Genomic DNA, 24,582 nt, shown 5'->3' on the forward strand with positions numbered 1-24,582 from the left:
GCCCGGCATTATGCCAATACAATCACCTGTCGGGCGGAAGGATTCCGTCCTGTTGCAGCCGGTGGATCCAGCCATCGCTGGCGGCTTCGATCAAGTCCAGCACCCGGTCAAAGCCCTGCTCTCCACCATAGTAGGGATCGGGCACTTCCTGTGCGGTTTTCCCGCCCAGCGGGGCCAGGATGTAATCCAGTTTCGCCTGTGCCGTGGCCGGGCAGATGGCGCGCAGTGCGCTCATGTTCTGGCGGTCGGCGGCCAGAATCAGGTCAAAGCGGCTGAAGTCGGCTACGGTGACCTGCCGGGCGCGCTGGCTGCTCAGGTCGTAACCGCGCCGACGGGCGGCCTGACAGCTGCGCGGATCCGGCGCTTCGCCCACGTGATAGGCATGCGTACCGGCGGAATCCACCAGCACCCGCTCGGCCAGTCCGGCTTGCTGCAATCTGGCACGCAACACACCTTCCGCCGTCGGTGAACGGCAGATATTGCCCATGCAGACCATCAGAATCGCGTATGGCTTGTCCATGACTTCCCGTTCTTGCTTGTCGGCCTCCACCACAAAAACAGAAGGCGCTGTTGTTTCAACATAAACCAATCAGCAGGCGCTGACATCCCGGCTGTCTTGCTGATTGCGTCCGGCGACCCAGGCTTGCCGGGCAGCCTGATCCAGAAAGCTCCATACCAGCACACGGCTGCGCTTTTGTCCTTGCGCCATGGCAACAAGCTGGCTTTGTTTCACTCCGGCATGACGCAAGGCGGCTTGCAAGGCGGGCAGGCTGTCGGCACTGGAAACCAGGCTGGTAAACCACAGGCATTGCCGGGCAAAACGGCGGCTGTCCTCGATCATCCTGCTGACAAAAGCAACTTCACCGCCCGGATAGCACAGCTCACGGTCACGCCCGCCAAAATTCAGCGCTGGTGCACGCGCACTGGCCAGTTGCTTGTCCTTGCCCAGGTTGCGCCATTTGCGCTCGCTGCCTGCGGCGGCGGCGGCACGGCTGGCATGAAACGGTGGGTTGCACAGGGTGAGGTCAAAGCGCTCGCCCTTTTGCCAGATGCCACTGAACATGGCGTCGTCCCGCGTCTGGTGGCGCAAGGCAATATGGGCGGCAAAGGACGGATTGGCCTGCAAGATGGCCTGGGCATTGTCCAGCGCCGGGCGGTCGATATCGCTACCCACGCAATCCCAGCCATATTCGGCATGGGCGAGCAAAGGATAGACCAGGTTGGCACCGGTGCCGATATCCAGCAGGCGGATCTGGCTGCCACGTGGCACAGTACCACCCGGCCCGGCCAACAGGTCGGCCAGGGCATGAATGTAATCGGCACGCCCCGGAATGGGTGGGCACAGATAGCCTGACGGAATATCCCACTGCTGCACGCCATACTGCTGGGCCAGCAAGGCCCGGTTGAGCAGCTTCACCGCCTGCGGGTTGGCAAAATCAATGCTGGGCAGGCCGTGCGGATTGGCCTTGACATGTGGTTTGAGCGCCGGGCAGGCCGCAATCAGCGCCGCAAAATCATACTGTCCCTGATGGCGATTACGCGGATGCAGCCCGGCAGGGGCGGGTTTGTGCCGGGCAGGCGGCTTGGCGGTCATGCGGCTTCCTTGACGACGGGGAGATCGGCGAAAAGGCGGCATTGTGCCAGCATTCCGGGCGGCTGTCCGGCGCAGTCGCTATGGCACATGGTCGTAACGCGCTTCGATCTCGCGGTATGCGCCAGACTTGCGCAGCATTTCCAGGCCCCGGTCGAAATTGTCACGCTGCCATTGATAGCGAAAGGCCATCTGGTAGGGGGTGGCCGGAAACAGTGGATAGACGGTCAGGGCTTGTCTGGCCACCAGATCGGGAGGTAACAGGCGGTTGAAATACTGGATGATGCGCCAATCGCCAACAATGACATCCACCCGGCCAGCGTACAGCAGCAGGTTGCGGATTTGCTGGTCACCCTCTTCGCGATAACGCGGGTTGCCATTGGCCATGGCTTCGAATTGCGGCCCCAGCAACTGGCGGGAGCGCTGGAATGAGCTGACGGAGTAGCGTGACAGGTCGGCAATATCGTTCAGCACCAGTTTGCGCTGCGCCAGCGCGACCGCCACATTGTGATATTCCATGTAGGGCTGGGAGAAATAAGCCTTGAGCCTGCTGTAGGGATTGGTGGTGGCAATACCGTCCAGACGCCCTTGCTGCAACATGCCTTGCAAGCGCTCCATCGGGGCAAAGAAAGGCTGTACTTCCATACCGGCCCGGCGTGCTGCGGCCACCACGATGTCAAACTCCAGTCCGCGCCGCTCGGCCTCGAACACATAGGGAGGCTTGTTGCTGCCAAAGCCGATCTGCAACACCACGGCACGACCGCTCCCCGCGCTCACGCCTTGCGGCAACACGCTGCACAACAATGTACACAAGCCAAACACGGCATTTCGTCTTGTTATCATTCTTGCCCTTGCTCAATGCTTCAGATAGCCGGACCCTGATCCATTTGCTGCCAGGCCGCCTGCTGCTGCCACTGCCGCATCCAGTCCGGCAGTGCTTGTGCCGGCATCGGCCGCGCAATGCCATAACCCTGCACCAGGCTGCAGCCCAATTTGCGCAGGGCCATGCCATGCGCCATGGTTTCCACGCCTTCGGCTATCACCTGGCGCTTGAACACGGCAGCCAGTTGAATCACCCCGGCCACGATGCCCAGGTCGTCAGCATCATCCAGCATGCCCATGACAAAGCTCTGGTCGATTTTCAGGGTATCCAGCGGCAGCTTGCGCAGATAGGTCAGCGAGGAATAGCCGGTGCCAAAATCGTCCAGTGCAAAATGCACACCCAGAGTGCGGCATTGCTGCATGACCCACAATGCCTGGTCCATGTCATCCAGCGCAGCTGACTCCAGCACCTCCAGTTCCAGCAAGGACGGATCCAGCGCCGGATGGCTGCGCAATACCTGCTGCAAGTCCGGGCAGAAATCCGGGTGCAGCAGATAGTTGGCGCTGACATTCAGGCTGACCGCCAGCGGCATGCCCTGCTGCTGCCAGCTGGCAGCCTGGGCCGCGCCCTGCTCCAGCACCCAGCGGCCAAAGGTGATTTCCAGCGCACTGCCCTGCAACACCGGCAGGAAGTCTGCCGGGGCCAGCAGGCCCCGTTCCGGATGCTGCCAGCGGATGAGTGCCTCCAGACCGATCAGCCGACCATCTTGCAGATCCACCTTGGGCTGGTAGTAAAGCAGGAATTGCTGTTGCTGCAAAGCCTGCCCCAAGGCCTCCAGCATGCGGCGATGCAGCTGTGCCTTGCGGTCGCCCTCCGGGTCGAACAGCTGGTAGCGGTTCTTGCCTGCTTCCTTGGCCTGATACATGGCCTGATCGGCATGTCGCAACAGGGTGTCGGCATCGGCATCGTCTTGCGGAAACAGGGATACACCCACGCTGGCACTGGTACGGATGATGGCGCTGGCCAGCGCTACGTCCTCTGCCACTGCTGCCAGAATGCGATCCAGAATGGGCATGCATTCCTCGTTATCGGTCAGGTCACAGAGCAAGAGTACAAACTCGTCGCCACCCAGCCGGGCCAGGGTATCGCCAGCACGCAGCACCGACTTCAGCCGCTCGGTCACGGCAATCAGCAGTTGGTCGCCCGCTTCGTGGCCGTGCAGGTCGTTGACGGTCTTGAAGCCGTCCAGATCGAGAAAACACACCGCACAGCACTGTCCGGTGCGACGGCTGCGGGTGAGAGCCTGCTCCATGCGGTCTGACAGCAGCCGACGGTTGGGCACGCCGGTGAGCGGGTCGAAGTTGGCAATGCGATCCAGTTCGGCCTCATGCGCCTTTAGCTGGGTGATGTCGGAAAAAATGCCGATGTAGTGCTGAATCTGGCCGGCCTGATCACGCACCACCGAAATGGACAGCAGCTCGGCATACAGTTCGCCATTCTTGCGCCGGTTCCATATTTCGCCGCGCCAGAAATCATGCTGGCGCACCATGGCCCACATGTCCTGATAGAAGGCCGGTCCGTGCTGACCGGAGGACAACAGCGCGGGTGAGCTGCCGATGGCTTCGTGTTCGGCATAACCGGTGATGCGGGTAAAGGCGGAATTGACCTTGGTGATGCGCCCTGCCGGCGACACCACCATGATGCCTTCGTAGCTGCTGTCGAACACCACGGCGGCTTCTTTTTGCGCCTGGGCATGAATCTTGTGTTCGGTAATGTCGGTATGGGTGCCGGACATCATCAATGGCCGGCCTTCGGCATCGCGCTCCACCACCCGGCCGCGTGACAGCACCCAGCGCCAGCCACCGCTCAGGCTGTGACAGCGCATTTCCATTTCATATGTCGGGCTGAGACCATCCAGATGGCGCTGCATGCTGCTTTCCACCTGCGGCAAATCCTCCGGGTGGATGTGGGACAACCACTGCTGCCGGCTGACCGGGCCGCTGTCTGCCGTGTAGCCCAGCATGGCTTTCCAGCGGTGGCTGACCTGGAAATCGTCGGTTTGCACGTTCCAGTCCCAATAGCCCTGGTCGGAGCCTTCAATCACCCGCGCCAGTTGCTGCTCGCGAGACAACAGCCTTTGCTCGGCCGCTTTCTTTTCCGTCAGGTCGCGGCCAAAGGCCATGTAACGGCCATCCTGCATGCGCACGGTGGTCAGCTCGGTCACCACTACGCCGCCATCGGCACGGTTCAGCTCCCATTCAGAGCGGATGAAGCGCTGGTCCTGCAAGGCCAGCAGATGTGCGGGCAGCGTGGCCTGGCTGGAAGGTGCCAGCAAATCGACAATGTGCATTTGCAGTATCTGCGACTGGCTGTGGCCGGTCATGCGGCAGGCAGAAGGATTGGCAAACAGGTAATGGCCGTTTTCATCGGCAATCCAGATGGCATCGCCTGCTTCATTCAGCACCAGATGCAGGTCTTCATCCAGCCGCCGCCGTTCGGTAATGTCGGACAGCGTGCCCACCAGCCGCCACACCTCGCCGCTGGGGCTGCGTTCCACTGCCCTGCCCCGCACGCGTACCCAGAGCAACTCGCCGCTGCGGGTCATCAGGCGGATGTCAAACTCCATCTGGCTGGTTTCGCCGCGCAGGTGGGCGTTGAGGGCCTGCTGCCAGACTTCCAGGTCATCGCTGAACAACAGCTTGCGAAAGAAAGACACGTCATGGGTATCGTCTTCCGGCGCATAGCCGGTGAGCGAGAAATAGCGGGCCGAACGATAGACATAACCGGTGCGCAGGTCCCAGTCCCAGAAACCGTCGCTGGTGGCCTCCACCACTTGTTGCAGGCGGCGTTCGCTGCTGCGGATCTGCATGGTCAGGCGCATGCGCTCGCTGATGTCCTGCACTGTGCCGTGTAGGCGCACCACGCGGCCATCTTCATCGCACACCGCCTCGCCACGGGCGGTGATCCAGCGGTGCTCTCCATCCGGGCGAATCACCTCGGCATCACACTGGTAGGCATGGCCGTCATGCAGGCACTGTTCCACCAGCGCCGACAGGCTGACCCAGCTCTCCGGGGTAAAGTAGCTGGCCACTTCCGGATACACCGCCGGCGGCAAGTCCGTCGAGCGGCCATAGATGTGGTAGATCTCACTGGACCAGTTGTGCTTGTCCTGCAGCACATCCCAGCTCCAGTTGCCGATACCGGCCAGCCGCTGCGCTGCCCGCAGCTCCGCCTCGCTGTCGCGCAGGCGCTGCTCGGCCTGCTTGTGCCGGGAGATATCACGCGAAATGCCGAACAGGCCCACCACCTGGCCGTCCAGATCGAACACCGGCCCTTTGCTGACCTGGAATACCATGTCCTCACCACTTTGCAGCCGCACATGTTCCTCATGCGCATGCAATGTGCCTGCCTGCATGATGGCGCTGTCACTGCGCATCAGGCTGTCGGCCGATTCGGCATCGAACAAGGCGCGGTCATCCTGCCCGATGATTTCCGCCGCCGTGTGACCGACAAAACGGCAAGCCGCTTCATTCACCAGCAGGTAACGGCCCTGCCTGTCCTTGACGAACACCGCATCGGAAGTGCCGCTGACCACGGCATCCAGCAGGTTGCGATGGGTTTCGTTGCGCTGTGCCAGTCGTCGCAGCATGCCGCTGAACAGGCTGACCGTTACGCCGCACAGGCCGAGAAAACCCCATTGCAAGGTATAAACCGGTGTACTTTCCGGGCTGTGGAAGTGTGGCGTGGCCATCAGGTCTGTACCCAGCATGACCAGCAAGGTAGCCAGCAAGCCCGGCCCCATGCCTCCCAACATGGCAGTCACCAATACCGGGAACATCAGCATGATGAACATGGGCCGTTGATCAATACTGATGGGCACCAGTTGGCGCAGGCCCAATGCCGCCAGCACGGCAACAATGGCAAACACATAGCCCAGCCAGGCTGGGACGCGCTCCTTGCTCATGCGCTCCGACCAGCTTTCCAGCAGGCCGGCAGCGGCATTGTGTTCAGCCGGTGGTACGGCACGCAAAGAGAAATACAGCAGCGCTGCCGTCATCAGCACGAAGACGGCACCTTTCCAGGTGGAGAGTTCCAGCATGGTGGCAGGGTCAGCCAGCAAGGAAAGCAGGCTGTCAGACAGCAATATCCACAGCATGGCCAGCACGCAATAGGCACAGACCACCAGCCGGATGAAACGGGTTCTTGCGGAAGCAACCATGCTGCGATGACCCTAATTCATGCTGTAAGGACAGCAGATAAAGTTTTGTTGATATGCCTTGCTGACTGGCCATGATACACAGCCCGGTGCAGTCGAACATAAATGCACTCACACCACATTGCCATACACCATCGGTAGTAGGGCAGCTGCATGACCCGGCGAGCCTTGATCATGATCAGCGCAGGCGGAAGCGGCTGACAATGCCATGTATCTGTTCGACTTGCCCATCGAGCTTGGCCAGTGCATGGGCCGTGGCATCGGCCTCGCTACGGGTTTCCGAGGCGCCACCGGCAATACCGCTTACATCATCCGCCAGTTCGGCACAGCTTTGTTGTTGTTCGGCCACGTTCTGGCTGACCCCGCCCACCAGTTGCACCACCTCTGTCGCCTGCTGGCTGATGGTTTGTACCGACTCACCAGCCAGGTTGATGTTGTCCACACTGGTGGCCACGCTGTCTTCCACTTGCTGCATGTCCGCCACGGCAAGCTGCACCTGACTGCCAATGGATTTGACGATGGTCTCGATTTCGCCAGTGGAACGGCTGGTGGAATCCGCCAGCTTGCGCACTTCGTCAGCCACCACGGCAAAACCGCGCCCGGCTTCACCGGCACGCGCAGCTTCGATGGCGGCATTGAGTGCCAGCAGATTGGTTTGCGCGGCCAAGGATTCGATGACGGCGACAATCCTGGTAATGGCGGCGCTGGAGTCCTGCAACTGATGCAGGCAGCTGGCGGTTTGTCCCACCGCAGCAGACACCGAGCGGATGTCATTCAGCGCGGTATGAATGATGGCCTTGTTCTGGTGTGCACGCTCGGCCGAATCGCTACACAGCGTGGCGGCCTTGTCCACCTTGCGCAGGATGTCCAGCATGCCGCCGTTCAATTGCTGCAAGGACTGGTCAATATGCTGCGACGCCTGCTCGCCCGTTTCGGCCACCGTGCTCAAATGCTGTGAGGTGACGCCCATATTGCGGTTGGCTTCCACCACGGCCTGCAGGCAGGTTTCCACTTGCAACATGCCGTCCTGCAGGGCTTGCAACAGGCGATTGAGGGCCTCGCCCGCCCTGGTTGCCTGCTTGCTGCACAAGCCTTCCACCCGCCGGGTGAGGTCGAAGTTCTCCGCCACGGCAATCATGGTGGATTCGATGCGGCGCAGATCGTAAATCTGCTTGAAGGTTTGATACTGGCGGTACACCACGAACAGCCCGAACAGGAACAGCAGGCCCAGCACCAGTCGCACCACCAGCATGGTATTGCGCTGACTGGCATACAAGGGGGCCAGCTGCCGTTCCAGCTGTGCCGGAGTCAGGTAGTAGTACAGCGTCCACGGCTTGTCGCTATGGATTTTCACGGGCAGGCTGAGCCAGGCACCACCCAGCGCAGCCGCCTGTTGCTTGCCACTGAGCAAGTCGGGCAGCACGGTATTGCGGCGGTCGAAAATACGGATGCCGCGCTCGGCATTCACCAGCGCAAAATTACCGGCCTCCTCCGGCATTTTCAGCCCGGTTTTGGCCGCTTCTTCCTTGTCTTTGGGGGTAAGAACCAGGAAAGGCATGTTGAGCAACGCTGCCTCGAATACATTGGCGCGCACGATGGACGACACCACCCCGATGAACTGGTGCTGCATATCGTAGACCGGCACGGAATACAGGAAGCCGGAAGCGTCGTACACATTGCACTGCGATTTGGAGTAGTACTGGGTATTGTCGCAGGTGCGCATCAGCGGCGAAGTGACCGCCGGGATATCATCCAGCACCTTGAAATCAAAGCGTGGATGCGCTGCCTTGAGCTCGGCCAACTGGGTGGGGAAATAGCTGTACTCCTCGTCTTCCAGTTGCTCGGGGACGTCCGGATCCTTGCTTTTGGCCTCGTCCTCGTCCTTTTTCCCGCCTTCCGGCTCCAGTCGCACGGTATCAAACATGAAAAAAGGCACCTGGCCTTTTTTGAAGTCCAGCCCGTCCATGACTGCATAAACTTCTGACACCCGGGTACGGCTGACCAGATTGTTGAACACCTGCTGCACGGTCAGGAAGGCATCGGCGGTAAAGCGGTGATTGGCCACCACATCTTCTTTTTCATCCGCCCGGTTACCCCCGCGGATTTGCCGCACGCTGGGCATCAGGCTTATGGTGCGGGTGTTTTCATACATGGTGTTGAACATGTCCTGCACCAGCTTTTGCTTGTGTTCCAGCTGCGGCATGGCTTCTTGCTGGATCACCTGCTCGCGCGCAGTAGCCAGACGCCCGGCGGACCAGCGCTGCATGGCCCACTCGCTGGCAATCAGCACAATGGCAAAACCAAGCAGCAGATAGCACAAGCGGGCAAACAGGAAAACCTTCCACGGCGACCGGCTTCTGTTCGTCATTTTTGTTCAACTTTAAATTAATGAATGAAGATTACCCGCTCCCAATATCAGGGTTATAGAAAGAAAACAGGCTTTGCGGTAGCTGATTTGATCAGGCTGAGCCGACTCCAGCGATGCGCGCCCTGTGCACGGAACAATACAGGCAGCAAAATTCATCCAGCATTAAACTGGAAAAGACACCGGTTATTCAGATACTTACGATTTAAATCATGGCTTTATCACGATTTAGACCAACAGCAAGCCGGCTACCGTGCAAGGCAGGCAGAGGACCTCGCCATCCCGGGCATGCTGCCGGTTTCAGCCGTGGCGGAGTGCCAGAACGGGCAGCTCCGGCAGGCCATGCTTGTGCCGGGCTTTGCGGCATTGGGCATCGCCCGCCTGCACCTCGTGACATGGCGAGGGGCGCTGGGCATACAGGCGGCAGGACACGGACTGCCCTACTTCGCCCTGCAAGGCCATACAGCGTGGTACAGGCTGATTGGTGCCGCGCAAACAGGCATGCCAGGGGCTGGCTTGCTCCAGCGCGGTATCGGGCAGGCCAAGGCTGACAGCCTCGGACCAGTAGAAGGAAACACGAAAACTGGCGCAACAGGCGCCGCAATCCAGACAGGGATTGAATGTGACAGTGGCAGGAGCGTTCATCATTGAGCGTGTCAGACAAAGTGATGGACCAGGTGCAGGCCGGTAGCGGCCATGACTGTGTGACTGCACCGCAGCCAGCGTGCGTGCTGGCGCTGCGAATGCCGCCGGGCAGCACTATACCTGCCTGTCATCACTCGGAAAAGTCTGACCTATATTGCATCGCAGCAAGGCGTCATCGCACCTGATATGCACATGCTCAAGCTGTCGCCGATAGCATCAAGTCGGCATGGGCAGGGCCATGTTCTGCCGAATCACTTTTCACCAGGGCAGGTCTGCGCCTGATTGTTCAAACCCTGCTTTTCCACCCGGAAGCGGGCGATGGTGCGTCCATCTTGCTGCTGCAAGGTGACGACATACAGGCTGTCGAAATCGCTGTAATGCCAATCCGGCACCTGGGCCGGGTCTGCGCCGTAACGTGCCAGCAGTTGCCCCGCCATTCTGGCTACCAGCCGGTGCTCCCAGGATACAAACACGGTGGCGTCCCGGTTGGCCGGGCTGGTGATGGCTGCCTCCAGCGCGTCCAGTTCATCCAGGCCAAAGTCGGTGTTCACCGGCAAGCCCAGACGGATGGCGGTGGGCTCGATGGTGGCAAGCGGGCGGATGTAGTTGTACGGCACGCCGCCGTCTTTCTTGCGGATGCCGGGATTGGGGGCGAACAAGGCGGCCGGTCGGTCAAAGCGGGCGGCCAGTACCGCAGGCAGTGCCAATGCCCGGTTCAGCCCCTGACAACTGAGCTGCCCGAGACCAGCGGCAGGCTTCTCTGCATGGCGGAACAGCACAATCGTTTCATCGGCCAGACTGGAGCCTGCCAGCAACAGGCCGGCACAGAAGGTCAGGGAAGTCAGTGTTTTTTTCATCAGGATGATCCGGTAAGGCCTGCTGGCAGAAAATGCTGGCAGGCTAGCAGAAAAGCAGCGCTACTGACCAATCACGTCGGCCTGGGCTCAGGCCATCACCCCGCCCACATGCTGGCTGGCCAGCGTCTGCAATTGCGGCCCCAGTTGCAAGGCCAGCTGCCACAAGCGCTCTGCCACCGGCGACAGCGAACGCTGGCGTCGGCGGATCAGCATGATGCTGCGGCGCTGTTCCGGCAGCAGCGGTCGCACGGTCAGGCTGGCTCCGGCAGGCAGCGGCAGTGCCAGACCCGGCGACACGCTGATGCCGATGCCGGCCTGCACCATCTGGAAAACCGAGCTGGAGTGCCCCAGTTGCTGGGCGACCGGGCAGTGCACCCCCTGGCTGGCCAGAATGCGGTCTATCACCGCCCTGCTGCCGGAACTGTAATCCAGCAACACCAGCGGCAACCGGTCCAGTGCCTGCCACGGCACGGCATCCATGGCGGCCAGCGGATGGTCGTCGCGGCAGATCAGCCAGAAACCGTCATCCAGCAAAGGCTGGCATTCCAGATCATCCACCACACCCGGCTCCACCACGATGCCGAAATCCACCTCGCCGCTGCGCACGCTTTCCACATTCAGGCGCTGTACCTGGTCGTGCAGCACCGGGCGGATGTGTGGAAACTGGCGGGCGCATTGCGCCAGCAAGCTGGGCAGCAAGCTGGCGGACAAGGTGGGACTGCTGGCGATATGCACGGTGCCGTGCGCCTGTTCACCCTCCTTGCGCGCCTCTTCCAGCAGCAACTGCAATTCATCCAGCAAGCGGGATAGCTGGCCGGCAAAGCGCAGGCCGGCGGCGGTGAGCTCCACCTCGCGCGTGGTGCGGTCCAGCAGGCGCATGCCCAGTTCTGCTTCCAGCTCGCGAATGCAACGGCTGACCGCAGGCTGGGTCAGGCCGATTTCGTCCCCGGCCCGGCTGAAACTGCGCAGACGGGCCACCGCCCGGAACACCTGTAACTGGCGCAAACTGACATTCATGACTTTTTCTTATCTATTGATCTGATAAATCAATTTGTAGTCTGAATGTTTTCACGGTTCAATAGCAAGCTGATTTCCCGCTGCAATAGGGCATCCTCATGCTGAAAATGATTGATTCCTTCACCCTGGCGCTGATTGCCACGGTCACCCTGGCCAGCCTGCTGCCCTGTCAGGGCGAGGTGGCACAGGCCATGAACCTGATCACCACCCTGGCCATCGGCCTGCTGTTTTTCCTGCACGGGGCCAAACTGTCGCGTGAAGCCGTGATTGCCGGTGCCACCCACTGGAAGCTGCACCTGACGGTAATGGCCTGCACCTTTGTGCTGTTCCCGGTACTGGGGTTGGCGCTCAAGCCGCTGCTGGGCCCGCTGGTGACGCCAGAGCTGTATCTGGGCGTGCTCTACCTGTGCATGCTGCCGTCCACCGTGCAATCGTCGATTGCCTTTACCTCGATGGCGCAAGGCAATATCCCGGCGGCCATTTGCAGCGCCACCGCGTCCAATATCTTCGGCATTTTCATCACGCCCTTGCTGGTGGGCATGCTGGTGATCAGCCATCACGGCAGCGACCAGGGCATGGGCTCCATCACCGACATCGTGTTGCAGTTGCTGCTGCCTTTTATTGCCGGCCAGATTGCCCGCCGCTGGATAGGCGGCTGGGTGGACAAGCACAAGCCGCTGCTGCGCTATGTGGACCAGGGCTCCATCCTGCTGGTGGTGTACACCGCCTTCAGTGCGGCGGTGATTACCGGCCTGTGGCAGCAAACCCCGCCGCAATCCTTGCTGGGCCTGCTGGTCGTGTGTGGTCTGCTGCTGGCCATCCTGCTGGGGCTGACCGCCTACTCCAGCCGCAAGCTGGGTTTTGACCGTGCCGACCAGATCACCATCGTGTTCTGCGGCTCGAAAAAAAGTCTGGCCAGCGGTGTGCCGATGGCCAAGGTGCTGTTTGCCGGCCACCCCATCGGCTCCATCGTGCTGCCCTTGATGCTGTTTCACCAGATCCAGCTGATGACCTGCGCGGTACTGGCGCAACGCTATCGCAAGCAGCAGCTGGCTGCCCAGGCGGCATAAATACGGCTCACTCAGGACAAAGCCCCGTCAGCATTACACTGGCGGGGCTTTTCGTTTGCCTGGGTGCGGCACTTACAGATCGCTGATGAACATCCTTTCCTTCAGCGCCTTCAACTCGTCGCGCAGGCGGGCGGCTTTTTCGAACTCCAGATTGCGCGCCGCTTCCATCATTTCCTTCTCCAGACGCTTGATTTCCCTGGCCAGCGTCTTCTCGTCCATCATCGCCACTTGCGCTTCATCCACCAGTTTCTTGCGCTGGTCTTCCACGCTGTACACGCCGTCGATGATGTCCTTGATCTTCTTGTTGATACCCTGCGGCACAATGCCATGCTCGGTATTGAAGGCCAGCTGCTTGGCGCGGCGCCGTTCGGTTTCATCCATCGCGCGACGCATGGAATCGGTAATGCGGTCTGCGTACAGCAAGGCCTTGCCGTTGAGGTTACGCGCGGCGCGGCCTATGGTCTGGATCAGCGAGCGGTCCGAGCGCAGGAAGCCTTCCTTGTCGGCATCCAGAATGGCCACCAGGCTGACCTCGGGGATATCCAGCCCCTCGCGCAGCAGGTTGATGCCGATCAGCACGTCGAACATGCCCAGGCGCAGGTCGCGGATGATTTCCACCCGCTCCACGGTGTCGATATCACTATGCAGGTAACGTACCTTCACGCCGTGCTCGGTGTAATAGTCGGCCAGCTGTTCGGCCATGCGCTTGGTGAGCGTGGTTACCAGCACCCGTTCGCCCAGGTCCATGCGCAGGCGGATTTCCGACAGCAAGTCATCCACCTGGGTGGCTACCGGACGGATTTCAATCACCGGGTCCACCAGACCGGTAGGACGCACCACCTGCTCCACCACCTGCCCGGCATGTTCTTTTTCGTAGGCAGCCGGTGTGGCAGACACAAACACCGTCTGCGGCATCAGCTTTTCGAATTCGTGGAATTTCAGCGGCCGGTTGTCCACGGCGGACGGCAGGCGGAAACCATAATCCACCAGATTGCTCTTGCGCGCGGCATCGCCCTTGTACATCGCCCCCACCTGCGGCACGGTGACATGGGATTCGTCAATGAACATCAGCGCATTCTTGGGCAGGTAGTCAATCAGCGTCGGTGGCGCATCGCCCGGCGCACGACCGGAAAAGTGGCGCGAGTAGTTTTCGATGCCCTTGCAAAAGCCCATCTCGTACAGCATTTCCAGATCGAAGCGGGTGCGCTGCTCAATGCGCTGCGCCTCCACCAGCTTGCCTTCCTTCTGGTACCACTCGATACGCTCGGCCAATTCCAGCTTGATTTTCTCGCAGGCCTTGAGCACGGTGTCGCGCGGCGTCACATAGTGGCTGGACGGGAACACGGTATAGCGGCCAACCCGCTGTTTGGTGACGCCTGTCAACGGATCGAACAGGGTAAGCGTTTCCACCTCATCGTCAAACAGGCTGACGCGCAAGGCGGTATCGCTGCTTTCTGCCGGGAAGATGTCGATTACATCGCCACGCACCCGGAAAGTACCACGGCCGAAATCCACATCGTTGCGATCGTACTGCATGGTGGTGAGGCGGCTGATGATGCTGCGCTGCGGAGTGGTTTCCCCTTCCTTCAGATGCAGGATCATCTGGTGGTAGTCGGATGGATCGCCAATACCGTAAATGGCCGACACGGTAGCCACGATGATGCAGTCCGGCCGCTCCAGAATGGATTTGGTGGCGGACAGGCGCATCTGTTCGATGTGTTCATTGATGCTGGAATCCTTTTCAATGAACAGGTCGCGGCTGGGAACGTAAGCCTCCGGCTGGTAGTAGTCGTAGTAGGAAACAAAATACTCGACTGCATTTTCCGGGAAAAACTCGCGCATTTCGCTGTACAGCTGCGCCGCCAGCGTCTTGTTGTGCGCCATGATGATGGCCGGCCTGCCGGTGCGGGCAATGACATTGGCCATGGTGAAGGTTTTGCCCGAACCGGTGACCCCCAGCAGGGTTTGATAGGACAAGCCGTCTTCCAGGCCCTCCACCAGCTGGGCAATGGCGGTGGGCTGGTCGCCAGCAGGCGGGAAGGGCTGGTGCAAACGGAAGGGACTATCCGGAAAGGTAAGCAGCATGGTCTTTTCGCGCGATTCAAGTGTGACGATTTTACGCCGATAACAGGATGAACTCACTCCCGGCGCATCATTGATTTTTATCTGTGAAATTGCCTGCCACAGAGGCAAAACATTGTTTAAAATGTAGGCAACCCGATCACGAGCCGAGATGAAGAATCCTTGCCCATCAACATGGTGGTGACAGGCGTTTCTGCAAGGCTGTATCTCCACCGACAAGACACGGGAGTGTATCTCTTATGCTGAGAAAATTTGCCGCCCTGCTGGTTTCCGCCGCCCTGGCGATGCCGGCAGTGGCCGCGCCACCTGCTGGCGTCATGGTTGCCAGCCAGATGGCCAACCATGCCGTTCCGCGCCTGAATTCGCATTCGGTGCTGGTTCTTAACGGCAACACGGGTGAACCGTTGTACGAAAAGAACATCCACCAGCGCATGCCGATTGCCTCCATCACCAAGCTGATGACGGCCATGGTGCTGCTGGATTCCGGGGTTTCGCTGGATCAGGAAGTATCGGTTTCCGATGCGGAAATCGACCGCCTGAAGAACACCACCTCGCGTCTGGCCGTGGGCACTACCCTGCCGCGCAAGGAAATGTTGCTGCTGGCGCTGATGTCCTCGGAAAACCGTGCAGCCGCCACACTGGCACGCACCGCCCTGCCCGGCGGCACCGCGGCCTTTGTCGAGCGCATGAACAAGAAGGCACGCAGCCTGGGCATGAACGAAACGGTGTTCTACGACCCGACCGGCCTGGACCTGCGCAACACTTCCACCGCGAATGACCTGGCCCGCATGGTAAAAGCGGCACACAACTACCCGCTGATCCGCGCCTTTACCACCACGCCAGAGCACCAGATCGTATCGGTACACAACCGCGTGCTGCAGTATCGCAACAGCAATGCACTGGTACGTGAAGGCAACTGGGACATCAGCGTCCAGAAAACCGGTTACATCCAGGAAGCCGGCCGCTGCATGGTGATGCAGACTACCGTAGGTTCGCAGCCGCTGATCATCGTGCTGCTGGCTGCAGGCGGCAACTCTGCCCGCGTCAATGATGCGCGCAACATCAAGACCTGGCTGGAGTCGCATCCGGGCAACTGGCTGGCAGGTTGAACCCTGCAGGTACAGACACAGGGCCGGGCAACCGGCCTTTTTCATCATGACAAGGCAGACGGGCGCGCAAGCCCGCATCAGGAGTCACCGTTGACCATTACCATCCGCCCCGCCACCCATGACGATGCCGCACTGATTCTGGCTTATATCCGCGAACTGGCCATTTATGAAAAGGCCGAACACGAAGTAGTGGCCAGTGTGGCCGATATCGAACAGTCCCTGTTTGGCCCGGACAGCACTGCCCATGGCCTGATCTGCCTGCAAGACGAGCAGCCGGTGGGCTATGCGGTGTATTTCTTCAATTATTCCACCTGGCAGGGCAAGTCCGGCCTGTATCTGGAAGACCTCTACATCACCCCGGCAGCGCGTGGCAGTGGTGCCGGCAAAAAGCTGTTGCGTCACCTGGCGCAGCTGGCCGTAGCCCGCGGTTGTGGCCGCTTCGAATGGAGCGTGCTGGACTGGAACCAGCCAGCCATCGATTTTTACGAATCCTTTGGTGCCGCCGCCCAGTCCGAATGGGTGAAATACCGGCTGGCTGGCGACGCGCTGCTGCAGTTTGCCGAGCAGGCCTGAAGAAACCTGCTCCAGCAAAAAGCCCCGCACTTGCGGGGCTTTTTTACAGCGTTTTAACGCCGGGTCATGAAGCGGACGTAATCGCCCTCTTCCACCTTGAGTCTGGCGCTTTGCACCTGGGCAATGGAAAAATTCGGCTGCACCTGGGTCAGGGTAATGGTGCCGGACAGGTCCTCCGGTACACCCAGTTCCCGCACGCCGCCGCCACTGCGCACGATCTGCGCCGAACGCGGTTTGTACAGCAGCATCTGGTCGCCAACTTTCATGCCATCAAGGCCACCGGCATTGATGAACACCTGACGGCCGTCTTCCACTTTCACCACCTTGGCCGATAAGGGAATACAGCTGAGCACGTCGCCCAGTTGACGGGTGGCCTGATCCAGCAGCGCATTCACCACACTGCCATAGTCGCCGTCCCAGAATGCGGCAGTGGCAAAATCCACCGGCAGCTGTGCCACCACCTTGCCGCGGGCAACCTGGCTGATGCGCTGGTCGGCCAGCACCGCACCGGTCAGGGCATCGTACACCCAGACTTCCAGATCGAACTGTCGTGCCGAGGGCTCATATTTGAACGCCTGCCCGAACATCCCGGCCAACGGCCCGGTGTAATACGCACCTTGCTGGCTGGTATTGTTGGACTCGAACATGGTGTGACGCACGCTCTTGGCCACCACGCCGGTGGACAGCACCCGACCGGCTACCACGAACTGCACGTCCTCACGCCGCCCCAGTTCGCGCACGGTTTCCCAGCCAGCCACCGGCTCGTCTGCCGCCATATTGCTCAGCACGGTCAGATGCCCGGCATTGCGCACGTCAAACTGGTTTTGCTGGCGCAGGCGGCGCGCCAGGTCGGCCGGCAGCGCAGTGGCGAGATTGCGCAGGTCGTTGGCTTCGGACGGGTTCACCACATAAAAATAGGTAGTCAGCAATTTGCGCCGCAGGGTGCGGCCAGCGGGCATGCCGCAGTTGGCGTTCTGCGTCGGGGTTGGTGCACTGGCTACCGGGCCGGCGGCACTGGCTTGCGGGTCTATGCTCAGCCGCACGTGATACATGCCGTTCTTGGTGTATTCCAGCAGGATTTTCACCTTGCCTTGCAAGGCCGGTGCGGACAGCACACTGCTTTCGCTGAGCGTGCCGGACTGCATCAGTTGCAGCGATTGCAGCTCGGCACCATTGCTGATTGCCGCCTGCTGCAGGGCATCACGGATGGCCATTTCGCGCGCAGCCGGACTGCCGGCTTCCATGTCGGCAACCCCTTCCGCCTCGATGGGCGCAGCCAGCAGCGGGGCAGAGAATGCAAAAGCCGCCACAAGGGCGGCCATCAAGCGGTAAACACGCCGTGTCATCATCAGTGGGCTACGTAGTAATTGCTTTCGTAACGGGTGGCACCGCAGTTGCCTTCGGCGCACTCCAGACCGGCCACGCCATTTTGCTGGGCAGCCTTCATCACACTACCAGTTTTTTCCAGCGCGTTCTTGTATTGCTTGTAGAAATCCTGATCCAGCGTGATTTCCGCCACGGCTTCGCTGGTGCCATCCGGCTGCATGGTGGTGGAAACCAGATGCACGCCGCGCAGATAGGCATCCACATAGGTGCGGAAGCCGTCGCTGGTGGCCACCATATTGGCAACCGAGCTGTTACCCACCAGCTTCAGGCCTTGCACTTGTTCGGCAATGGAGCGGAAGGCATCCAGCCGGGCGGCTCGCATGGACAGCAGCTTGCGCTGGGACGGTGTCAGGGAAGAAGAATACGGTGCAGCCCCGCTACCCGTGGCACGGATCACGATGGGCGCATTGGGGTTGACCTCTTTCACCACCACACGGGGTGCTTCCGGCTCGATACCGGCACCGGCGTAGCCCACACCGGTAAACGCGGTATTGCTGGCAGCAGGTTCGGGCGCAGCGCGCGGTGCTTCGGCAACAGGCTGGCTGGCAGAGGCACAGGCAGTAAGACCCAGCAACAGGGATACGGCGGCCAAATGACGAGTGCAGGTGTTCATGACGGTGACCATTTCTACTTGTTCTTGGGACAAAGGCAGGCGCACGCGGGCGTAGCGTCAGCATTATATCGACAGCAACAAGGTTAACTTTAGTTAATTTTCGTCAGGATGCAGCTGCTGCCTGTTGCACACGCTGCCATTGCCGGGCCGAGGAGAAACCGGCGGCCAGCGCGGCCTTTTCCTTGGACAGGCCACTGGCCCGCCATTGCCCGGCCAGCGCGGCGCGCAAGCCCAGGTGGTAATCGTGCACCGACACCCCGGCATGCTCGCGGAACAGGCGGGACAGATGGCGCACGCTGACATGCACCTGATCGGCCAGCGTGGCCAGGCTCCAGTCCTGTTCCGGGCTGGCGGCTATCAGGTCCTGCACCTTGTGTACGGCCGGATGCAGGTGATTGCGGTGCGCCAGCCATGGTGACAGCTGGGCATCCTGACCGGCACGGCGGAAATACACCACCATCTCGCGTGCCACCTCGCGCGCCGTGGCGGCACCGGCCAGCTGGCTGATCAGCTGCAAGGCCAGGTCAATACCAGCCGTGATGCCCGCACTGGTCCACACGCTGCCATCCTGCACGAAAACACGGTTCTCCAGCACCTGGGCGCTGTTATCGGTCTGGCGCAGCCGTTCAATCAGGCTGTGATGGGTGGTGCACTGGCGGTGTGCCAGCAATCCGGCCATGCCGGCCAGCAAGGCAGCCGAGCAAATGGTGGCCAGCTGATGATGCTGGGGCTGGAAGCTGCTGGAGAGCCAGCTGACAATCTGCTGCGCTTCCGGCATGGCGTACGCCTCGGCCGAGCAGTCGGCACCGGGAATCAGAATCAGGCTGCCCTCTGGCAAGTGCCGGGGCAAGGGCTGCAGCCCGCCCACAGGCAGGCCGAGCGAACAGTGCGTGGCGGTGTCACAGGCCGCATAGTGCAGGCGGAATGGCGCACCGAACTCGGTGGCAATGCGGAAGGCTTCAGCCGGACCGGCAAAGTCCAGCAGCATGAAGCGCGGCGGCAGCACAAACCAGATATCACGTGCCATGGGCCACCACCCCGCGCCGCCAGCGTGCCAGCAACAAGCCGCCAAACACGTTCACCACCAGTCCGGCCAGCAACAGCACGCTGCCCGCCGCCTGCAGCAGGCTCAGCCTTTCCCCCAGCAACAGCGCGGAGGTAAGCACCCCCACCACTGGCACCAGTAAGGAAAACGGGGCCACTTTATTGGCCGGATGGCGGCTGAGCAGGCGGCTCCACATGCCATAACCCAGCAAGGTGGCCATGAAGGCGAGATACGCCACCGCCAGGAAGGAACCGAGCGAGAAATGGCGCAAGGCGATTTCCATGCGCTGCGGCCCTTCCAGCCACCAGGACAAGGCCAGGTAGGGCAGCGGCGGCACCAGGCTGGACCACACCACCAGATTGAGCGGTTCCACCTTGTGCCCGGCTTTGCCCATCAGCCGGACGATGATGTTGGACGAGGCCCAGCAGAACGCTGCCGCCAGCGTCAGGCCAAAGCCGATGGCGGTCATGCTGCCGCCCTTGGCCAGCCCGATCAGCGCCAGCCCGGCACAGGCACACAGCAGGCCCAGGATTTGCGCCGCCTGCCAGCGCTCATGCAGCATCAGCCCGGCCAGGATCAGGGTAAAGAAGGCCTGCGACTGCAAGACCACCGAGGCAAGCCCGGCCGGCATGCCCAGCTTGATGGCGGAAAACAGAAAGGCAAACTGCCCGACGCCCACGCTCAAGCCATATGCCGCCACCCAGCCCCAGGGCAGCGTTGGCCGGCGCACCAGCAGCACCGCCGGAAAAGCCGCCAGCATGAAGCGCAAGGCACCCAGCAACAAGGGGGGCACGTCGGCCACGCCGTATTTGATCACCACGAAATTGACGCCCCAGATCAGCACGATGGCCAGCGCCTGCAATACATCCTTCAAGGGCATGAAACTTGCTCCAAAACAGCAGCAGGCCGCCATGGCCTGCCTGCCGGATAAATGAATCGTCTACAGCCGCGCCAGCGCCTGTTCCACCGTAACGATGTCGGCAAAACGCCCGGCCAGCACCAGCTCGGTTTTTTCCCGGATTTCATCCGCGCTGTACAGCTTGCCGCTGAGCGGGTGGCGCATGGCAAAGGTAAGCGTGGCTTCACTGACAAAATCCACCGCGAAACCCAGATCAGACGCCACCCGGGTGGTGGTTTCGCAGCACTGCTCGGTGCGGATGCCCGACACCAGCAACTTGCCGATGCCACGCTCGGCCAGCCAGGGCTGCAGGCCGGAATCCAGCATGGCATTGTGCACGTGTTTGATGAAGATGGCATCCGGATTGGCCGGTAGCCAGGCCATGGGCCGCACAAAGCCACTTGCCGCAGCAAACGGACCGTCGCCATCCTCGTGCAATACATACAGCACCGGAATACCCGCCGCCCGCGCCCCGGCAATCAGTGCCAGCATGCGCTGGCGAAACGGCGGCAAGGCCGTTTCATCCCAGTAGTCGCGCTGCAAGAAGGAATCCTGCACATCAATCACCAATAAGGCCACCTTGTTTGCATCCATGTCATCCACTCCCTGTTGCAGTTGATGGACACAGTCTAGGCGCTTGCAAAGTCAGGCGGCATGCCGGTGCCAGACAAGATACTGTCAAATCAGGACATCAGGCATCACAGCATGCCCGGCCAGGCGCGCTGCACTTCGTCCAGCAACAGGTAGAGTGCGGTTCCCGCCATCAACAGCCCCATGCCCAGATTGAACAGCATCAGGCCGCGCGCACCGCTGAGCAGATGGCGCAGCCTCTCCCCCATCCAGGCCCACAGGCTGATACAGGGCAGGTTGACCACGGCAAACACCAGCGCCAGCAACAAGGCGGCGCTGAGCCGGGTTTCCGCCGATGCCGGCATGAACAGGATGGAAGCATTGAGCACCATCACCCAGGCTTTGGGGTTGACCCACTGAAACAGCGCCGCGGCCCAGAAACCCATGGGCCGGCCGGTTTCTCCCCCCTGCGGCGCGGCAGAGCGGGCAATTTTCCATGACAGGTACAGCAAGTAGATACAACCGGCCACCGTCAGTGGCAAACGGGCCGCCTGTACCCATTGCAAGGCCCAGGCCAGCAAACAGGCAGTGATGAACACCTGTGCTGAACAGCCGATGCTGATACCCAGCATGTGCGGCAAGGTGCGGCGAAAGCCGTAATTGACGCCGGAGGTGGCCAGCATCAGGTTGTTGGGACCGGGCGTGATGGACATCACCCCCACATAAGACATCAGGGCAAACTCCACCATGTCAGGGCTCCTTGTCACCGTGCATGCGCCGGATGGCGCTGCTACACCTTCATGCTACGGAGCCTGGACCGATGGTGACAGATTCAGCAATTTACTATTGTGATGGTGACAGTGATCGGTTTACCCCAACTGTCACCACACACTATGATGAGCACTGTCACTGTCGCCAGCCACGCTGCTGCGGCATTGTTGAACCTTGCCTCAGTCTTGCCCGGAACATTCGCCATGCCACCCGAAAACCTGCCCCACAGCCCAGCCGGCAATGCCACCTTGTACCAGCAACTGGCCGAAGACCTGTCGCTGGCCATTGCCCGTGGCACCTTGCCGCCCGGCTCGCGCCTGCCTTCGGTGCGGCGCACCTCGCAAAGCCGGCAACTGAGCCTGAACACCGTGGTGGCGGCTTACCGGGTGCTGGAAGACCGCGGGCTGATCGAGGCCCGGCCGCAATCCGGCTATTACGTGCGGGCAAGGCTGCCCTCGCCTGCTCGCCCGGCCATGACGCAAAGCAGTGTGGCCAAGCCTACCGAAAGCAAGGTGCTGGATTTGATAGGCGCAGTGCTGGATGCACAGCAAACCCCCGGCTTCATCGACCTGGCGCTGGCCTGCCCGCGTGGCAGCGACTTCTACCCCGGCAACAAGCTGGCCAGGCTGATGGGGCAGATATTGCGGCGTCAGCCCGGCATGGTCAGCACTTACGCCCTGCCACCGGGTTCCGAGCGGCTAAGGGTGCAGATTGCCCGCCGCAGTCTGGAACTGGGCATGGCCTTGCAGGCGGAAAACATCATCCTGACCAATGGCTGCATGGAGGCATTGCAACTGGCATTGCGCGCTGTTACCAAGCCGGGCGACGCCGTGGGGCTGGAATCGCCCACCTATTTCAACCTGCTACCGCTGTTTGCCAGCCTGGGTCTGAAAGCCGTGGAGATTCCCACCGACCCGCAGCACGGCATTTCGGTGGATGCAGTGGAACTGCTGCTGTCCGAAGGGCGCATCAGCGCACTGGTGGCCATGCCCAATGTGCACAATCCGCTGGGTTGCAGCATGCCGCTGGAGGCCAAGAAGCGGCTGGCGCGGCTGGTGAATCACTATCAGGTGCCGCTGATCGAGGACGGGCTGTATGCCGAGTTGCAGTTCAGCGACACCCAGGCCCCGGCGGCCAAGGCCTTTGACGAAGACGGCTGGATCATCTTCTGCACCAGCTATACCAAGACACTGGCACCGGATTTTCGCATCGGCTGGATGGAGGGCGGCCGCTTTGGCCCGGCACTGCGCAAGCTGAAATTTGCGTCTTCCGTCGCCCAGCCCATGGTGCTATCGGAAACGCTGGGGGCTTTTCTGGAGTCCGGCGGCTACGACCACCACCTGCGCGCGCTCAAGCGCCACTACGCCCAGCATGTGGAAAAAGTGCGTGGCCTGATTGCCCGTCACTTCCCGGCCGGCACGCGCGCCACCGACCCGGCCGGCGGCTTTCTGATCTGGCTGGAACTGCCGGAAGGCTGCGACAGCGTGGCGCTGTTTCATGCTGCCATTGCCGAGAACATCAGCATCATGCCGGGGCCTTTGTATTCACCCGGCGGGCGCTACCGCAATGCCATGCGCCTGTCCTGCTGCTATCCGCTGGATGAACGCTATGTCGCCGCCCTCACCCGGGTGGGCATGCTGGCCCAGCAGCAGCTCAAGCCGCGTCCAGCCTGAAAGTGCCAAGGCGCTGCGGCTGCTGACGGGTCTGGCTGGGGGTTTCGCCAAACAGGCGGCGGTAGTCGTAGCTGAAATGACTGGGACTGGCAAAGCCCCAATCTTCCGCCAGTTGCTGGATGCTGTCCGCGCTGCCCTGCGGCGAGCGCAGCAGACGGCGCACCTGATTAAGCCTCAGTGCCCGCAGGAAGGGCAGCGGACTCATGGCGGTGACTTCCTGAAAACCGTTTTGCAAGGTACGGCGCGTCACATGTAATTCCCGGCACAGTCCTTCCACCGTCAGCCACTGGCTGGCCGGTTGCAATGCACGCTGCCTTGCCTGTTCCACCCATTGCCAATGACGCTGGCTGCTGCCCTCACGCCGCAGCGAGGCTTCCGCCTGCCCTTCGCTCAGAGCCAGCAACAAGGCATCCACCGAACAATCCAGCAGCAATTGGCGGCCAATGCTGTCCGGCGTTTGCCGTGCCAGCGCCAGCAGCTCGTAAATCTGGCCACACAGCAGCCGGTGGCTGGCTTCGGGCAGGCGTACCGCAGCGCTTTGCAGCCAGTGCGCAGGCAAGTCGCGGCCAAACAGTTGCTGATGACGCGAGGCCAGCACTTCCTGCTCCGGCACGATGCCGTAAATGGTGAAGTCGTCCGGTGTGCGCAAGGTGAAGTCACTGCCGCCCATGGCCACCAGCACGGCGGAAGGCGGCACGCTGCGGCCATGAAAGCGCAAGCGCTCACCACTGCCCGGTGCCGGTATGCCAAACCAGATGGCTCCACGCCAGGGCTGGCATTGCTGGTAGGTTTCGCGGGCCGAATATTCACGGAACACCTGCAAGCGTCCCAGGCACAGCTCATCCAGCCGCCCGGAAAAACGGCCACAGGAAATCTGCGCGTAATCCTGCTCCCAGCCGCTGATGAAGGCGGCCTGATCCGCCGCGTCATCCGCCAGGCGGGTAACAAACTGCAGGGACAATCCTTGGCTTAGCGGGTCCATGTGCGGCTCCCAATACATTGATCTGCAAGGATATAGCAAGAAACACACCAGCTTTGCCTGTGTATTTGCGACTTCTTGCTGTCATAAATCGGAAATTTCACCGTCACGGTGCAAACACGGGGCTTGCATGCCTCATCACGGTGCTGATTCACAGCAAAAATTGCCACACTCTGCACTATCAGGCAGCCCGCAGCTGGCATGCCGCTTGCGAAACTGTCGCTCACAGACATGCGCGGCGGCAGTTGGCTGTCACGGACGGCTTTGCTGTTTTCCGATTTTCGATAACGGCCACCGCC

General features: G+C 61.1%; 20 protein-coding genes. 4 read left to right on the plus strand and 16 right to left on the minus strand.

Features of this window, described 5'->3' with window-relative positions; genetic code table 11:
* Positions 1 to 22: 22 nt before the first annotated feature.
* The 8 genes from DKK66_RS00655 to DKK66_RS00690 form a co-directional block, all read right to left on the minus strand.
* Entirely contained in the window at positions 23 to 520 is a 498-nt protein-coding gene (locus DKK66_RS00655) for a low molecular weight protein-tyrosine-phosphatase (RefSeq protein WP_242673541.1), read from the minus strand.
* Positions 521 to 589: 69 nt separating this feature from the next.
* The gene (gene rlmF, locus DKK66_RS00660) at positions 590 to 1,594 is read right to left on the minus strand and encodes a 23S rRNA (adenine(1618)-N(6))-methyltransferase RlmF (protein WP_131354567.1); all 1,005 of its coding nucleotides are present in this window, start codon (positions 1,592 to 1,594) and stop codon (positions 590 to 592) included.
* Positions 1,595 to 1,672: 78 nt separating this feature from the next.
* Positions 1,673 to 2,434 (minus strand): ABC transporter substrate-binding protein, encoded by a 762-nt coding sequence (locus DKK66_RS00665; RefSeq protein WP_131354570.1) that lies wholly within the window; start codon positions 2,432 to 2,434, stop codon positions 1,673 to 1,675.
* Between the two features lie 20 nt (positions 2,435 to 2,454).
* Positions 2,455 to 6,633 carry a PAS domain S-box protein gene (locus DKK66_RS00670; RefSeq protein ID WP_131354573.1) on the minus strand — a complete coding sequence of 1,393 codons (4,179 nt, stop codon included), beginning with the start codon at positions 6,631 to 6,633 and terminating at the stop codon, positions 2,455 to 2,457.
* A 175-nt stretch (positions 6,634 to 6,808) separates the two neighbouring features.
* Positions 6,809 to 8,998, minus strand: coding sequence for a methyl-accepting chemotaxis protein (locus DKK66_RS00675; RefSeq protein ID WP_131354576.1), 2,190 nt, complete (start codon positions 8,996 to 8,998; stop codon positions 6,809 to 6,811).
* Between the two features lie 297 nt (positions 8,999 to 9,295).
* On the minus strand, positions 9,296 to 9,643 hold the full coding sequence (locus DKK66_RS00680; RefSeq protein ID WP_242673542.1) for a YkgJ family cysteine cluster protein: 348 nt from the start codon (positions 9,641 to 9,643) through the stop codon (positions 9,296 to 9,298).
* Positions 9,644 to 9,891: 248 nt separating this feature from the next.
* Positions 9,892 to 10,497 (minus strand): hypothetical protein, encoded by a 606-nt coding sequence (locus tag DKK66_RS00685; RefSeq protein ID WP_131354579.1) that lies wholly within the window; start codon positions 10,495 to 10,497, stop codon positions 9,892 to 9,894.
* 87 nt (positions 10,498 to 10,584) lie between these two features.
* Complete coding sequence (locus tag DKK66_RS00690; RefSeq protein WP_131354582.1) at positions 10,585 to 11,514, minus strand: LysR family transcriptional regulator; 930 nt, start codon at positions 11,512 to 11,514, stop codon at positions 10,585 to 10,587.
* A gap of 98 nt (positions 11,515 to 11,612) precedes the next feature.
* Between DKK66_RS00690 and DKK66_RS00695 the strand changes: the two genes are divergently transcribed.
* On the plus strand, positions 11,613 to 12,584 hold the full coding sequence (locus DKK66_RS00695; RefSeq protein WP_131354585.1) for a bile acid:sodium symporter family protein: 972 nt from the start codon (positions 11,613 to 11,615) through the stop codon (positions 12,582 to 12,584).
* 72 nt (positions 12,585 to 12,656) lie between these two features.
* On the opposite strand, the gene uvrB is transcribed toward DKK66_RS00695, so the two are convergent.
* Positions 12,657 to 14,669 (minus strand): excinuclease ABC subunit UvrB, encoded by a 2,013-nt coding sequence (uvrB, locus tag DKK66_RS00700; protein WP_131354588.1) that lies wholly within the window; start codon positions 14,667 to 14,669, stop codon positions 12,657 to 12,659.
* Between the two features lie 236 nt (positions 14,670 to 14,905).
* Here uvrB and DKK66_RS00705 point away from each other — a divergent pair, with 236 nt between their 5' ends.
* Both DKK66_RS00705 and DKK66_RS00710 read left to right on the plus strand, forming a co-directional pair.
* On the plus strand, positions 14,906 to 15,775 hold the full coding sequence (locus DKK66_RS00705; protein WP_131354591.1) for a serine hydrolase: 870 nt from the start codon (positions 14,906 to 14,908) through the stop codon (positions 15,773 to 15,775).
* Positions 15,776 to 15,865: 90 nt separating this feature from the next.
* Positions 15,866 to 16,348: a GNAT family N-acetyltransferase gene (locus tag DKK66_RS00710; RefSeq protein ID WP_045848366.1), complete on the plus strand. Its 483-nt coding sequence runs from the start codon at positions 15,866 to 15,868 to the stop codon at positions 16,346 to 16,348.
* Positions 16,349 to 16,401: 53 nt separating this feature from the next.
* Here the strand turns inward: DKK66_RS00710 and DKK66_RS00715 are convergent, their stop codons facing one another.
* The 6 genes from DKK66_RS00715 to DKK66_RS00740 form a co-directional block, all read right to left on the minus strand.
* Entirely contained in the window at positions 16,402 to 17,697 is a 1,296-nt protein-coding gene (locus DKK66_RS00715; RefSeq protein ID WP_131354594.1) for a flagellar assembly protein T N-terminal domain-containing protein, read from the minus strand.
* Positions 17,697 to 18,347 (minus strand): LPP20 family lipoprotein, encoded by a 651-nt coding sequence (locus DKK66_RS00720; RefSeq protein ID WP_045848385.1) that lies wholly within the window; start codon positions 18,345 to 18,347, stop codon positions 17,697 to 17,699. The genes DKK66_RS00715 and DKK66_RS00720 overlap by 1 nt, the downstream gene beginning before the upstream one ends.
* A 103-nt stretch (positions 18,348 to 18,450) precedes the next feature.
* Positions 18,451 to 19,374 carry a GlxA family transcriptional regulator gene (locus DKK66_RS00725; protein ID WP_131354597.1) on the minus strand — a complete coding sequence of 308 codons (924 nt, stop codon included), beginning with the start codon at positions 19,372 to 19,374 and terminating at the stop codon, positions 18,451 to 18,453.
* Positions 19,364 to 20,272, minus strand: coding sequence for an EamA family transporter (locus DKK66_RS00730; protein ID WP_131354600.1), 909 nt, complete (start codon positions 20,270 to 20,272; stop codon positions 19,364 to 19,366). Before DKK66_RS00730 ends, DKK66_RS00725 begins: the two co-directional genes overlap by 11 nt.
* A 60-nt stretch (positions 20,273 to 20,332) precedes the next feature.
* Entirely contained in the window at positions 20,333 to 20,884 is a 552-nt protein-coding gene (locus DKK66_RS00735; RefSeq protein ID WP_131354603.1) for an isochorismatase family protein, read from the minus strand.
* Between the two features lie 104 nt (positions 20,885 to 20,988).
* Complete coding sequence (locus tag DKK66_RS00740; protein ID WP_131354606.1) at positions 20,989 to 21,609, minus strand: LysE family translocator; 621 nt, start codon at positions 21,607 to 21,609, stop codon at positions 20,989 to 20,991.
* A gap of 225 nt (positions 21,610 to 21,834) precedes the next feature.
* Between DKK66_RS00740 and DKK66_RS00745 the strand changes: the two genes are divergently transcribed.
* Positions 21,835 to 23,304 (plus strand): PLP-dependent aminotransferase family protein, encoded by a 1,470-nt coding sequence (locus DKK66_RS00745; protein WP_045848371.1) that lies wholly within the window; start codon positions 21,835 to 21,837, stop codon positions 23,302 to 23,304.
* Here the strand turns inward: DKK66_RS00745 and DKK66_RS00750 are convergent.
* A complete protein-coding gene (locus DKK66_RS00750; protein ID WP_165494081.1) occupies positions 23,285 to 24,286 on the minus strand; it encodes a helix-turn-helix domain-containing protein in 1,002 nt (333 codons plus the stop codon). The two genes, DKK66_RS00745 and DKK66_RS00750, sit on opposite strands and share 20 nt — an antisense overlap.
* Positions 24,287 to 24,582: the final 296 nt, after the last annotated feature.

It is taken from the genome of Aquitalea sp. USM4, from assembly GCF_004328945.1.
In the GTDB taxonomy this organism is placed as follows: Bacteria; Pseudomonadota; Gammaproteobacteria; order Burkholderiales; family Chromobacteriaceae; genus Aquitalea; species Aquitalea pelogenes.